Genomic DNA, 14,001 nt, shown 5'->3' on the forward strand with positions numbered 1-14,001 from the left:
CCCGGTTCAGGCGGGCAGGCTCATCAGTGCCAGCGGTGCCGAGGTCGGCTCCTCGGAGCCGCCCGCCGGTTCGACGGTGATCCCCATGCCCGACGCCGTGCCGACGTTGCCTTGCAGCAGGACGGCCTGGTCGGTCTGGCCGGGGTCCATGAGCCCGGCGGAGCGCATCGTGCCGCCGCCCTCGTCGAACCAGAGTTGGTAGACCTTGCCGCGCGGCGGATCCGTCATCCCGGAGACGACGAACACGGCCCGGTCCCGGTCCGCGGAGACGACGACGGTGCCGGTGGCCCCGCCGCCGAGTTTCGCCGTACTGGTCCTGGCGTCCGGCGCCGCGAGCACGGCGGCGATCCGGTCGGCGGCCTGTTCCGCGCGCCGGGCCTGGGCCACGGCGTCCTCGGCCCGCTGGTGCTGCCACACGGCGGTGCCGCCGAGCGCGACGGCGCCCGCGAGACAGGCGGCGAGCGCCCACCGCGAGAGCGCGCGCCCCCGTACGGCCGTACGGACCGCGCGGGGCAGGACCGGCTCGCGGGGTGTCTCCTGGCGGACGGTGGTGATCCGGCGCAGCACCTGCTCGCGCAGCGCCGGGCGGGGCGTGACCGAGACGGCGAGGCCGAGGCGGGCGGCGGTGGCGGCGAGTTCGGCGGTCTCCTGGGCGCACTGCTCGCAGGCCGCGAGGTGGCGCTCGAAGGCGTCACGTTCGTCGTCGGACAGCGCGTGCAGGGCGTAGGCGCCGGTCAGGGTGTGGAGGTCGGCGGTGGTCGTCACGCGGTCACCCCCAGGCAGTCGCGCAGCCGGATGAGTCCGTCGCGCAGGCGGGTCTTGACGGTGCCCAGGGGGAGGGTGAGGGCCTCCGCGACCTGGCGGTAGGTGAGCCCCCGGTAGTACGCGAGGGTGACGGCCTGGCGCTGGAGGTCGGTCAGGGTGCGCAGACAGCGCCGTACCTGCTCCCGTTCCAGCCGGGCCTCGACCTGTTCGGTGACCTCGTCGTACTCGGGGGTGTGGTCCAGCAGGGCCGCCTTGTGGTCGCGGGCGGCGGCGGCCTCGGCGTAGCGCACGCGGTCGACCGCGCGGCGGTGCGCGAGGGTGAGGATCCAGTTCATCGCCGTGCCACGGTCGGGCCGGTAGCGGGGCGCGGTGCGCCACACCTCCACCAGGACCTCCTGGGTCACCTCCTCCGACTGCGCCTGGTCGCGCAGAACGGCACGGGCGACACCGAGGACGGGGCTCGCCACAGCGTCGTACACCTGCCCGAACGCGGACTCGTCGCCCAGGGCGACACGGCCCACCAGTTCCTGCAGATCGGGCTCGGTGGACGGGTTTCTGCCGATATGCACGGCTTCTTTCACGGGGGGCCTCCGTGGTCGGGACATCTCCGGACGTAATCCGATCCTGTACAGGTCGCGGATTGGTCCCGTGCTCATGAAAACGCAGGTGAAACCGGACGGCATGGGCAGAAGTCCGGGAAACGTGCACCATGGGGCGGCACGCGGGTGCCGCCGGGCGGCCAATCCGCGCGCGGACCGGCGACGGATCACCTGTGGGACGACGGCGGAACGACAGCATGGGCGAGGAGAGCGGATGACGGTGCACGAGCGGGAACCGGCACACGGTACGGCCGGTGCGCCTGCCGCGCTGGTGTCGCGCCGCGACCCCGGTACGACGCCCCGGGCGGCCGTCCTCTTCCTGCACGGCGGCACCGACGAGAGCCGGTCCCCGTGCCGGCCCTGGCAGCCGGCGGCCCTGCGGATGCGGCCCTTCGTACGGGCGGTCGCGTCCGCGCTCCCGGCGGGCGGCGCCGGAGTCTTCCTGGGCGAGGTCCGCTACCGCGTACGCGGCTGGAACGGCCCCGACGAGGACGCGCTACGGGACGCACACCGGGCCCTCGAAGAGCTGGCCCTGCGCGCCGGTGACGTCCCGGTGGTCCTGGTGGGCCACTCGATGGGCGGCAGGGCGGCGCTGCGGGCGGCGGCGGCTCCACAGGTCAGGGCGGTACTGGCGCTGGCCCCCTGGTGCCCGGAGGGCGAGCCGGTGACCCACCTGCGCGACAAGGAGGTCGTCGTCCTCCACGGCGACCACGACCGGGTGACGGACCCTCGCGCCTCGGTGACCTACGTGACCCGAGCGCAGGAAGCGGGCTCCCAGGCAACCATCCACCTGGTACCAGGAGGCGACCACGCAATGCTCCACGGCGCCAGAAACTGGCACCGCACGGCAGCATCGACGACGGCAGCTTTGCTGGGCTTGTAGGTCTTTGGGCTTTTGGGCTTTGGGCTTTTGGGCTTTGGGCTTTTAGTCCTTTCGTCCTTTAGGGGCGCGGGGAACTGCGCGCTCAACTCCCACCCACCCGCACCCGAACAACCACACCCCCAACCCCCGTTCACCCAGACGAGTGAACGAACTTCCCGCTCCGGCCCGCAGGCCGGACAGACTGCCCGGGTGCTGAGCGATCTCCCCGACATCCCTGACGACTTCATCGGCCGCGACACCGAACTGGCCCACCTCACCGACGCGTTGAACCACCACCGCCTCACCACCCTCACCGGAACGGGCGGCGTGGGAAAGAGCCGCCTCGCTCTGCACCTCGCCCACACGGTGCGGACCCACCGCGAAGTGATCTGGGCGGAGTTGTGGCCCCTGCGGGACGGCCAGCTCCTCGCCTCGGCCGTCGCGGACGCCGCCGGCTTCGCCGACCACTCCGCCGGTACCCCCCTGGACGCCCTCTGCGCCTGGCTCGCCGACCGGGACGCCCTCCTCGTGCTCGACTCCTGCGAGCACCTCCTCGACGACTGCCGCCACCTCGTCGCCGACCTGCTCATGACCTGCCCCTCCCTCACCGTCCTCGCGACCAGCCGGGCCCGCCTTGAGGTACCCGGCGAACACCTCGTCACCGTCCGCCCGTTGCCGGTCGCGACCCACGCCCAGGAACTGCTCCGCAGCCGGGCCGCCGCAGCGGGCGCCCCCCTGACCGACCCGGCGGACCTGGTGACCGCCGCCCGCGTGTGCGCCTGGCTGGAGGGAGTACCGCTGGCCCTGGAACTGGTCGCGGGACAGCTCGGCCAGCGCACGATCGGCGAGGTCGTCCGCACCCTGCGCTCCCGTCTGGACCTGGGCACGGAGGCCACCAAGGACACCGGGGCCGTGTCGGGTCCGGGCCGGCACCGGTCGCTCCGTACCGCCATCGGCTGGAGCCACGAACTGTGCGAGCCCGCGGAACGGCTGCTCTGGGCGCGGCTGTCCGTCTTCCGGGGCACGGTCGACCGGGACACCGTACGAGCCGTGTGCGGCGGCGGACCCCTGCACCCCAGGGCCCTGGACGCCGCGCTGTCGGGCCTGGTCGCCAAGTCCGTACTGTCGCGCGGGCCCGAGGACGGCTACCGGATGCTCGACACCGTGCGCGAGTACGGACGTATGTGGCTGGACCAGGTCGGCGAGGGCGACGCGCTCGCCGAGCGGCACGCCGCCCACTTCCTGCACCTCGCCCGCGCCGCCCACCGCGACTGGACCGGCCCCCGGCAGGCGGCCCGGTACCGCGAGATCGGCCGGGTCCACGCCGACCTGTGCGCCGCGCTCGACCATCTGCTGGCCACCCGTCCCCGCGCGGCGCTCGACATGAGCGGGCTGCTCGCCTTCTTCTGGAGCTGCTGCGGACACCTCCGCGAGGCCACCCACTACGTGGAGGCGGCGCTGCGCGCGGACGCGGAGCCCGGTGCCGCCCGGGCCCGCGCCCAGTGGGCCCTCGGCGTGACCTGCGCCCTGCGGGGCGAGTACGCGGCGGCCGACGCGCTGGCGACGTCCGCCCGTACGCACGCGGCGGCCCGCCAGGACGCCGAGGGCATGCTGACGGCGGCGTACCTCTCGGGCCTGGTCCACCTGCTGCGGGGCCGCCCGCTGACGGCCAGATGGCTGGTGGAGGGCGCGCTGAACCTCGTAGAAGGAACCGAAGGAGTGGAAGGGACCGGCGGCCGTCCCGATCCCGCCGCCCGGGGGCGGGCCATGTGTCGTCTCGTGCGCGTGTTCGCCCTTACCTCGGAGGGTCGCCTGGACCACTCCCGCCGCGAGGCGGAGGCCCTGTACGACGACTGCGTGGCGCGCGGCGAGTGGTGGACCCGGTCCTACGCCGCCTACCAACTGGCCCTGATCGCCGTGTTCGAGGACCGCACGGAGGACGCGGCGGCGCACGCCAGATGCATGCTGGAGGGCAAGCGGCTGATCGGCGACAGCTTCGGCCTCGCCCTCGGCCTCGATCTGCTCGCCTCCGCACTCGCCGCCCAGGGCTCGGCCGAGCTGGCCGTCACGGCGTTCGGGGCGGGCGAGGCGTACTGGAGCGCCGTCGGTCACCCCCAGCGGGGCACCCCGGAGCTGAGACACCTGCGCGACCGCCTCGAACAGACCGCCCGGCACGCCCTGGGCGACGACGCGTACGACGAGACCCTGCTCCGTGTGATGGGCCGGAATCCCGAGTCCGTACTGCGCGACCTGCTGGACGTGCCGTAATAGATGAGCGGGGCTCAGTCCATAGCCGCCCCCGCCGGCCGGGTCGCCGGCACCGCTCCGTGGCCCAGTTGTTCGGGGTAGCCGTTGTCCGCGCCGTAGATCTGCACCCGGTAGTACGAGACGGCCCCCGCCGGTGCCGCCGTGTCCAGGTAGGACGTCTGCGTGGCGGGGAGGGACGAGGTCAGTTCGTCCCAGGTCTGGGTGGTGGTGTTCCAGCGCTGGATCGCGGTGTAGGACGGGGACGCGCAGGGTTCCCAGCGGCAGGCCCACGTCCAGCTGAGCAGGATGCCGTCCGGGGAGCTGTCGGCGGTCAGCGTCATGGAGTTGCCGAAGCCCTCGCCCATCCAGGGCAGCACCTTCGCCTCGGAGCGGACGCCCGCCGCGTTCACGGCGATGACGGCGTAGTAGCCGTTGGAGTAGTCGACCATCGCGTCGGTGTCGGTCACCGTCGCGGTCGTCACCGGCTGGTCCTGGATACGGATGCCGGGGTGGGCGGCGTCGTTCCAGTACCGGTAGACGAGGTAGCCGGTGGCGTCGGCGACCGGCTGCCAGGACAGCACCACCGTCAGGTCGCCGGTACGGCGTCCCGTGAGGTCGGCGGGCCGGGCGGGGCGCGTGACGCCGTCGGCGTACGGGCGTACGGCGCAGGTGTTCTCGGAGAAGTTCGAGCGGACGCCCGTCGCGCTCACCGCGATGACCTGGTAGCAGGAGGGGATGCCGGCCGGGGCGCCGGTGTCGGTCCACTCCGGGGCGGCCGACGCGGTGATGCCGTCGGCCTTCTTGATGTGGACGGCGTCCGTCTCGGTGCGCCGCCAGACCTCGTAGCTCGCCGCCGCCGGGTCGTTGAGCGGCCAGGTCAGCCGGATGCCGTCGGCGGTCGCCGTGGTGGCCGGTGTCTCCGGGATCTGCGGGGCGCCGGGCAGCGGTCCGTCGTTCGGGTCGGGCACGTCGACCGAGATCCAGTCGCTGTAGTTGCCCTCGAAGCCGCGTACGCGCACGCAGTAGCGGGTCTTGCGGTACGGATTCGGGTCCAGCTGATAGGAGTCGGCCGTCTCGAAGGTGTAGGTGCCCATGTCGCACACGCCGCCGTAGTTCGTGCGGAACACGTGGTAGCGGTAGACCTCGGAGGGCGGGGAGTCGTTCCAGTCGAGCAGGATGCCGCCGGTGGAGGGGTCGCGGGTGGCGGTCAGTCCGGTGGGCGTCGGCGGCTCGGGCGCGGGCGGGGCCAGCCGCTGGAGCCGTACGACGGTGCCGCCTGAGCGGTTGCCCAGCTGGTCGACGGCGACGACCCGGTAGTACGGGCTGTCGTCGGCGGCGACCGGGCTGTCGGTGAGGGTGCAGCGGACCTGCTCCTCGCCGTCCGGCACGGCCGCGCACTGCGGCGTACGGGCGCCGCCGACGTCGGTGAACGGGCCTTCGGCGTCCGCGCTGCGGGTGACCTGGTAGCCCGCGAAGTCCTGCTCGTAGCCGGGCCAGCCGGTGGTGGTCCAGGTCAGGGTGGCGGTGGTGGCGCCGACGGGTGCGGTGACCACGGGCGCGGCGGGCGCCTGGGGCGCGGTGGTGTCCGGCGGCAGCGGACGGCTGACGGAGACCGGCGCGGTCCAGGCCGAGTACGTGCGCGGGGTGTCGGCGTCGACGACCTTGCCGACGGTACGGACGCGGTAGTGCCGGGTGCCGCCCACGGGTACGCCGGAGTCGGTGAACGCGGACGAGGTGAGCGGATCGGCGGCGTCGACGAGCAGGTCCCAGGGGCCGTCGGCCGAGGCGGCGGACTGCACCTGGTAACCGGCGCCGAGGCCGTGCACGGGGCTGCCGACCGCGTTGTCCGCCCAGTCCAGGACGGCGGTCTCGCCGCTCAGTGTGCCGGTGAGCCCGGTCGGCACCTGCGGCGGGTACAGCCCGGTGTCGGGGCGCAGCGCGGAGGCGACGGTACGGGCGTACTCACCGGCCTCGGTGACGGCAGGCGCGGACTCGTTGCCCGCCGTGTCGACGGCCGTGACCTTGTAGTACGCGGTGACGCCGATCGGCGCTGCCTTGTCGGCGTACGCGTTGTCCTGGACGACCCGGGTGTCGGCGGCGCGGATCCTGGTCCAGGGGCCGGCGGGGGCGGTGGCGCGGTAGACGTGGTAGCCCGCGAAGGCGTCCGTCGTGGTGTAGTCGTCGTCCCAACTCGGCGCCCAGGTGAGGTGGTTCTCGCCGAGGTCGTCGCCCGCGTCCGGTACGCCGTTGTCGTTGAGGTCGATGTCGCCGTAGCCGTCGGCGCCGAGGAGGTCCGGGGCGCGGGGCGGGGTCTTGTCGGCGGGGAGCGCGGAGACGTCGGCGGAGGCGCGGGACTGGTTGCCCGCGCGGTCCACCGCGGTGACGGCGAACCAGTACTTGGTGCCGTTGCGCAGTCCGGTCGAGTCGAAGGAGGCGCCGGTGAGCAGGGCGGAGCCGCTGACCCGGTGGGCGGTGTCGATCTTCACGGGGGTGCTGGTGGAGCGGTAGACGCGGTAACCGGCCAGGTCCGCCTCGGCGTTGCGGGCCCAGCCGACGGTCGCCTTGCCGTCCCCTGCCACGACCTTCACCGAACCGGGGGCCAGCGGGGCCACCTTGTCCGGGGTGGTCGGGGCGAGGGAGGCGGAGACGTTGGCGGCGCCCGTGACGGCGACGTAGTCGACGCGGACGGTGTGCGTCCCGGCGGGCACGGTCACCTTGACGTTCGCGCGCTGGGTGGAGGCGTAGTCGCGCCAGAGATCGACGTACCGCTTGCCGTCGACCCAGACCCGGATGCCGTCCTGGGCGGCGGTCCTCAGCAGGAAGGGCCCGCCGCCGCCGAAGTTCTTGCGCATGGTCCAGCGGACGCCGAAGCGATCATTGGGCAGGGAGATCCCGGCCGGGTGCCCCGTACCCCAGTTCTCGCTGACGGCCTTGTCGCACAGGGACTTGCGGGGTGTGCCGGTGAGGCTGGTGTTGGCGTAGTAGTCCGCCTTCCACACCCCGTCGGCACAGCTCACGGCCGCGACGGGCACCGCGTCCGGCCGAGCCGGGGGCGCGGGCGGGGTCTGCACGGTACTGGCGACGAGCGCGACCCCGGCAACGGCGGTGACCGGCAGCGTCAGCCGGGGCCGTACGCGGACACGGGATCGCGGGGGAACGGGTCTGCCCATGCGGGGCGGCATCCTTCCTCGGACCCGGGGCAGCACACATGACCAGATGGCAGGACGGATCGGACGGCTCCCCCGGGTGATCACTTTTCCTGCCCCGCGATGATGGCATGGGAACAGATATTCGCGTGCGGATTGGGCAGAACTCGTACGTAAATCGCACCCATATCCCCATCCGGATGCCGCCGTTCCGAGTCGGGTTCCGAGTCGGGGGTTCAGTCGCCCCCGGCGCCTTCCGCCGCCAGGTCAGACCAGTTCGAGTCGGCGTTCCGGATTCTGCTCCGCGTCCGAGTCCACGCCCGCGCCCGGTCGCTTCTCCCTCGGCCCGGCCGTCGCCGTCGCGTCCCACGCCCTCGTGGTCCTGATGTACGCGACGATCACCGACGCCATCGTCAGCAGGAGCAGCGGGCCGTACAGCCAGGGGCGGTCGGCCAGTTCCAGGGGCAGGAAGCGGTACGACAGGAGGAGTCCGGCGAAGGCCGCCGTGCCGTGTGCGACCAGCAGGGTCGCCGAACGGTCCCAGCCTCGGGCCTGTGCGCGCAGGCTCGCCTCGACCGTGAGGGCGAAGACGACGCCGGCCACGAGGTCCGCGCCGTAGTGGTAGCCGAAGCCCAGTGTCGCTGTGAGCGTGGCGGCCAGCCAGAAGGTGCCCCCGTGGCGCAGCAGGCGCGGGCCCCTGCGGGAGTGCAGGAAGATCGCGGTGGCCCAGGCCGTGTGGAGGCTCGGCATGCAGTTGCGGGGCGTGATCTCGTCGTACGGGATCGGTCCCGGGGCGGTGAGCGGCAGGGGCGTGTTCGGCCACAGGTCGGCGACCGCCCAGTGCGCGCCGCCCGTGCCGAAGGCGCCGGAGCCGTAGGCGAAGACCGGGCCGACCACGGGGAAGACCATGTAGACCGCCGGGCCCAGGACGCCGATCGCGAGGAACGTGCGGACCACGTGGTGGCGGGGGAAACGGCCGTCGGCCGCCACGTTGCGCAGCTGGTAGAGGGCGACGAGGACGGCGGCCACCGCTAGCTGGATGTAGACCCAGTCGAGGAGGTGAGCGGTGATCGGGCCCGCGGCGCGGACGAGCCGGCCCATCAGCCACGCCGGGTCACCCAGCGCGTGGTCGGCGGTCGCGACGTACTGGTCGAGCACCGCAGGGCGGGTCTTCGCCGTGATCAGCAGCCAGGTGTCGCCCGCCTTGCGGCCGGCCACCAGCAGCAGGGCCAGGCCGACGCCCTTCAGCAGCAGGGCCCGTTCACGGCCCGTGCGGCGCGTGACGGCGAGGACCCCGCAGCCCAGGATCACCCACAGCGCGCCGTTGCCGAAGCAGTGGCTGCCGCCCGTACCGGCGCCGGCCGCCCAGCGCACCAGCGCGAAGACGAGGTCGATGCCGATCGCCGCACCGACCGCGACGAGGCGCTGTCTGCGGCCGAGCACCACCAGCATCAGCGCCATGCTCGCGTACAGCAAAGGCCCTGATTTCGGGGCGAATATCACTTCTCGCGCTTGACCGGTGATCGGTCCCGGCAGGCCGTAGCGGCGTGCGGCGAATTCCAGCGCGAGCAGGAATCCGGAGGCCGCGACGGCCGCCACGGCCCAGGGTCTGTGCCGCGCGAGCAGGTCTTTTGTGCTTTTTATTCGCTTTGTATCTTTTGCAAGCTTTGACTGCTCTACAAGTTTTGCTTGCTTTGCTTGCCTTGCTTGCTTTGCTTGCGAAGGTACGGGCGATGTCATACGTGGCTTTCCCTTCTATTCACCGGGTTTCTATTTAGGCCCCCGGCAGAGGAAGAGGGAAAGATTACGGTTCGGGTTGCTTCTACCGCGTCAGTGGTGCCGGACGGTAAGGCGTGTACGCCGCTCCGTCCAGGCCGAGCGCGACCGCGGACCGCTGGAGCGCGGCCGGGGTCGCCACCGCGTCCCAGCGGCCGGTGTCGACACGGTGTTCGAGGGCACGCAGGGCGGCGACCGTCTCGGCGGTGGTGAAGGCGCAGTGGCCCTGCCGCTCGACGTACGCCTGCCGCAGCAGCGCGCCGTCGCCCGAGGCGCGCACCCGCGCGGCGAAGCTGCTCTCCTGCTCCACCGGGACCAGGTTGTCGGCGGTGGTGTGGACGTCGAGCAGCGGCACCTCAAGTCCCTGACCGGCGGAGGAGGTCCGCCGTGCGGTGCGGACGGCGGCGGGGTCGGCGGTGATCGTGGCGTCCTTCGTCAAGGTGCGCAGGTCTGCGCGGAGATCGAGCCCCGCCGTCCGGTAGAGGGCGCGGACCAGGGGCGCGTGCTGCGAACCGGCGAGCAGCCGGGTGTAGTCGACGCCCTTGGTCCAGGAGTTGTTGCCGCCCACGGACTGCTCGATGGCGTACCGGCCGCCCTCGACGAACGTCAGAATGCCCTGCGCGAACCAGTCGTACTGCTGCGCCTGCTGCTCCGCCCAGTCGGTCGGGGCGGGCCGCTCCTTGCCGGGCGACCAGGCGGGCAGGTTGAGGAAGGCGGCGGCCAGGGCGACCCGGGCGCGGCCCTGCGGGGTGGCCTGGGCTGCGGTGACCGCCTTCGTGAGCAGCCCGGCGGTGGCCGCCGCGTCGGCGGGACTGTCGAACCGTACGAGCTTCACGTCCTGTTCGGGCAGCAGCAGGCGCGCGATCGTGTACTCGGCGTCGAGCTGGTAGTTCTCCAGGTCGGTGGCGCCCGCGACCAGGCCGCACTGGCCGAGGGCGCCGTCGATGCGCCCGCCGCCGTCCCGGGCGAGCTGGGCGTTGACGAGGCCGCCCATGGACTGGCCGATGGCGAGGGTGCGGCGCGGGGTGCCGATCTTCGCGGTGACCGCGTCGAGGGTGGCGAACTGGTCGCGTTCGGCGCTCTCCAGGGCCCACATCGAGCCGTTGGGGTCGTACGACGACCCGGTCAACGCATAGCCCTGGCCGAGGAGTTCGGTGCGTACGGCCTCGGTGGGGGCGTTGCGCGCGACGAGCGGGCCGAAGCCGTGGCTGAACAGCAGCAGGGTGCCGTTCCAGTCCTCGGGGACGTCGGCGATCCAGGTGGCGCCGTCGGCGAGGGTGCCGGTGAGCCGGCCGCTGACCGAGGTGTGGGTGGCGGTGTCGACGGCGGCGGCCGGTGCGGGGAGGGTGGTGAGCGTGGCGGAGGTGAGCGCGGCGAGCGCGACCAGGGCGATGCGCAGACGGGTGCTGGCGGGCATGGGGCGGCTCCTCGTGGGGGGCGCGGCGGGGCCCGCATCGGACAGCCGGTGGGGGCGCGTGTCCGGTGCGTGCGGGCGGACGGTCGGTGCGCGGGAGTACGGAGACGTCGAGGAATGTAGGGCTTATTTGTTACGGCCGTCAATGGAATGCACAACCTTGAAGGGCTCGCGCTCGCTAGTGGGCGCGGAGGGCGTCCGCGGGCGGGGTGCGCAGGGCCTGGCGGGTGGGCAGTTCGATGGTGAGGAACGCGGTGACGGTGACCGTCAGGGCGAGCGCGGGCAGCAGCCACACCGGGCCCGCCGGCCAGGGGCGGCCGAGGAAGCCCTGGCCCAGCAGGGCGAGGGGTACGGCGGACAGCAGCAGGGCGGTGACCAGCGCGGTGGCCGCGGTGACCGCCGCCTCGCGGCGCATCATGGCGCGGATCTGGCGGGGCGTCGTGCCGTTGAGGCGCAGGGCGCCCAGTTCGACCCGGCGCTGGGCGGTCGCGGCGACGAGCTTGTTGGCGATGCTGAGCAGCAGATAGACCAGCAGGACGACGATCGTGGCCAGGTTGATCCACACCTCCGGCGGCGCGTCCGCGAGACCCTCGCCGGTGGCGGCCGGACCGGTGTCCTCGACCGCGAGGCCGGGGCGGGACGCGGCGAAGGCGGCCACCGCCTGCCGGGCGTCCGCCGTGCCGTCCGTACGGACCAGGACGTTCTCGTCGAGCCCGGTCGTGGTGTGGCCCGCGGCGAGGTCGCGGGAGAGGACGACCGAGCCGAAGCCGAGGCCCCGGTCGTAGACGGCGACCACCTCGGCGTCGACCTTCGCGCCGTCGCCGAGCACGAGCCCCACCCGGCGCCCCACCGACGCGCCGCGCGACCCGGCGACCTCGCTGCTGACGGCGACGGTCGCACCGGTGAGCCGGCTCAGACCGCCGTCCCGCACACCGAGGTCGAGGACGCCCGCCGCGTCCGGGGTGAGGATCAGCGCGGACCCCGCCTCGGCCTGCGGTTCGCCGAACTGCTCGTACGTCCACACCACGCTGGTCTCGCTCACGGTCGCCGCCGCCCGCACACCGTCCACCCGCCGTACGTCGGCGAGCGTCCCGGCGGGCAGTCCGCCCAGGCCGGGGGCGCCGAGGCGCTGCTGGGCGAGGGTGCCGGTGCGGGTGTCGTCGGCGGTGGCGGCCAGCACGGTGGTCTGGGTGAGGGTGTACGTCAGCACGAACACGACCGCCATCGCCAGGGTGCTGACGATCCCGGCGTTGCGCAGGGCGTAGGCGCGGAGGTTCGCCATCGCCAGCCAGGTCGGCGCGGAGGCCCCGGAACGGGTCAGCCGGGCCGCGCCGCCGCCGATGCCCCGGACGAGGGCCGGGCCGGTCATGGCGAGCCCGATCGCCCCGAGAATCCCGGCGATGGAGGTGGCGGTCGCGCCGATGACCGTACGGGAGAACAGCGGCAGAGCGGACATGGCCGTCGCGCCGACGATGACGAGGACACCGACACGCGTCCGCACCCGCGAGGGCTCACGCGGCTCACTGCGCGACTCGGCGACCGCCTCGGTGGCCGCCATCCGCGAGACCCGCCACGCGGAACCCCGGGCGGCGACCTGCACGGTGAGCGCCATGAGCAGCACGGCCGCGAGCGCGGGCAACGGGCTGACGGTGAGCGGCAGTTCGCCCGGGACGACACCCCGGTCCGCCAGCAGCCCACGGAACTGTCCGGCCAGCAAGTAGCCGAGGGCCACACCGGGTACGAGGGCCACGGCGGCGACGAGGGTCGACTGGGCGGCGGCAAGTCGCCGTATCTGGCGCGGAGTTGCCCCGACGGCCCGCATCAGCGCGAGGTCACGGCGCTGCCCGCCGAGGGAGACGGCGAGCGCACTCGCCAGCACGAAGCCGGTGATCAGCAGAACGATGCCGGAGAGCGAACCGGCGAGCAGGACGAGAAGCGAACGGGAGGCACCGGCACCGGGCGACACGAGGTCGCCGCGCTGGGCGCCGGTGACTGTCTTGAGTCCGGTGCCGTTGAGCTTCGCTCGGACTTCGGCGGCGACTTGGGGGGTTGTGTCGGGGGCGGTTCGGAGGGCTATCAGGTCGACGGTTCCTGGGCGTTGGGCACTCGTGGCGGGGCTGGTGGCGGGGGCGCCGCCGGTGGCTGCGGCTGCGGCTGCGGCTGCGGCGGGCGCGTCGCCGGTGGTGGTGCCGGTATCGCTGCCGTCTCCGGCGCCGGGAGTGAAGGTGCCGCTGTTTCCGGTGCTTGGGCTCGCGCCCGTGCTGGTGGCTCGCCCGTTTCCGGTGCCCATGCGGGTGCGGGTGCTGGTGCTGGTGGCGTGGCCGGTCGCTGCGGTGAGCGCGTCGCCGGTGCCGGTGCGGTCGCTGCCGTCTCCAGTGCCGGGGCTGGAGGCCGTGCCGGTGTCTCCGCTGGCCCGGCTCGACAGCCGTGCTGCCGTGCGGTCCGTGAAGAAGACGCCGGCGTCCGGGGCGTTCATGATCGCCGAGACGCGGTAGTCCTCGGCCGGGCGGGCGCCCGTCGACACCTGGACCTTGTCGCCCACCTCGGCGCCCGCCGCCTTCGCCGTGGCGCTGTCCAGGGCGATCTCGGCGGCACCGGCGGGCTCGGCGCCCTCGATCCGGGCGTCGTCCAGGAGTCGCACCGAGGACCAGCCGTGCCCGGCGGACTTGGGGTCGCCGGACGCCGGTACGACCCTGCCGTGGGCGTCGATGAGCGCGGCCGGGAAGCCGAGGTCGCCGACAGCCGCGGTGACCCCGGGCAACTTGGCCAGTTCGGCGACCAGTTGGGCAGGCACCGTACGGCGTTCCGGGAGCGCGATCGGCAGGTCGCCCGGCGGATGGAACTCCTGGTCGGCGGCGACGATCACGTCCGCGCCGGCCAGGCGGCCCGCGGGCAGGTGCGAGCGCAGGCCGGACTCGGCGAGCACGCCCGTACCGGTGATCAGGGCCGCGCCGCCGAGAACCGCGCAGGCCACGGCGACCAGCGCGGCGGTCCGGTGCCGGACCATCTGTACGGCGAGACCGGTGAGGCCGGAGAGACGGGCAGAGCTGAAAGAACCGGCGGAACCGGAGGAACCGGCGGAACCGTCGGCACCGAGGGAACCGGCGGAGCCGGAGGAACCGAGAGAACCGTGGGCCCTGTGGGCACCGTCGGCACTGTCGGCACTGTCGGAAGCTAGCTTGGCGGACATGG

Annotated in this window: 8 protein-coding genes; 2 read left to right on the forward strand and 6 right to left on the reverse strand. The window is 73.3% G+C overall.

Annotated features, from left to right (window positions below; genetic code table 11):
• Window positions 1-6: 6 nt before the first annotated feature.
• Window positions 7-765, reverse strand: coding sequence for an anti-sigma factor (locus CW359_RS21140; protein ID WP_105971636.1), 759 nt, complete (start codon window positions 763-765; stop codon window positions 7-9).
• Entirely contained in the window at window positions 762-1,346 is a 585-nt protein-coding gene (locus CW359_RS21145) for a sigma-70 family RNA polymerase sigma factor (protein ID WP_105971637.1), read from the reverse strand. The genes CW359_RS21140 and CW359_RS21145 overlap by 4 nt, the downstream gene beginning before the upstream one ends.
• A gap of 232 nt (window positions 1,347-1,578) precedes the next feature.
• Between CW359_RS21145 and CW359_RS21150 the strand changes: the two genes are divergently transcribed.
• On the forward strand, window positions 1,579-2,247 hold the full coding sequence (locus CW359_RS21150) for an alpha/beta hydrolase (RefSeq protein WP_105971638.1): 669 nt from the start codon (window positions 1,579-1,581) through the stop codon (window positions 2,245-2,247).
• 189 nt (window positions 2,248-2,436) lie between these two features.
• Complete coding sequence (locus CW359_RS21155) at window positions 2,437-4,494, forward strand: ATP-binding protein (RefSeq protein ID WP_198655315.1); 2,058 nt, start codon at window positions 2,437-2,439, stop codon at window positions 4,492-4,494.
• A 14-nt stretch (window positions 4,495-4,508) separates the two neighbouring features.
• Here CW359_RS21155 and CW359_RS21160 read toward each other — a convergent pair whose 3' ends face one another.
• From CW359_RS21160 to CW359_RS46595, 4 genes are all read right to left on the reverse strand, one after another.
• Window positions 4,509-7,643, reverse strand: coding sequence for a PA14 domain-containing protein (locus CW359_RS21160; RefSeq protein ID WP_157968604.1), 3,135 nt, complete (start codon window positions 7,641-7,643; stop codon window positions 4,509-4,511).
• A gap of 243 nt (window positions 7,644-7,886) precedes the next feature.
• On the reverse strand, window positions 7,887-9,218 hold the full coding sequence (locus CW359_RS21165) for a phosphatase PAP2 family protein (protein ID WP_105971640.1): 1,332 nt from the start codon (window positions 9,216-9,218) through the stop codon (window positions 7,887-7,889).
• 223 nt (window positions 9,219-9,441) lie between these two features.
• A complete protein-coding gene (locus tag CW359_RS21170; protein WP_105971641.1) occupies window positions 9,442-10,812 on the reverse strand; it encodes an alpha/beta hydrolase in 1,371 nt (456 codons plus the stop codon).
• Window positions 10,813-10,987: 175 nt separating this feature from the next.
• Entirely contained in the window at window positions 10,988-13,999 is a 3,012-nt protein-coding gene (locus CW359_RS46595; protein WP_232838499.1) for an ABC transporter permease, read from the reverse strand.
• Window positions 14,000-14,001 lie beyond the last annotated feature (2 nt).

The sequence above is a fragment of the Streptomyces geranii genome (genome assembly GCF_002954775.1).
GTDB classification, from domain to species: Bacteria; Actinomycetota; Actinomycetes; order Streptomycetales; family Streptomycetaceae; genus Streptomyces; species Streptomyces geranii.

Coding starts and splice junctions, on each gene's coding strand:
- CW359_RS21160 (WP_157968604.1), bottom strand. CDS start 7,643: ATGGGCAGACCCGTTCCCCCGCGATCCCGTGTCCGCGTACGGCCCCGG.
- CW359_RS21150 (WP_105971638.1), top strand. CDS start 1,579: ATGACGGTGCACGAGCGGGAACCGGCACACGGTACGGCCGGTGCGCCT.
- CW359_RS46595 (WP_232838499.1), bottom strand. CDS start 13,999: ATGTCCGCCAAGCTAGCTTCCGACAGTGCCGACAGTGCCGACGGTGCC.
- CW359_RS21170 (WP_105971641.1), bottom strand. CDS start 10,812: ATGCCCGCCAGCACCCGTCTGCGCATCGCCCTGGTCGCGCTCGCCGCG.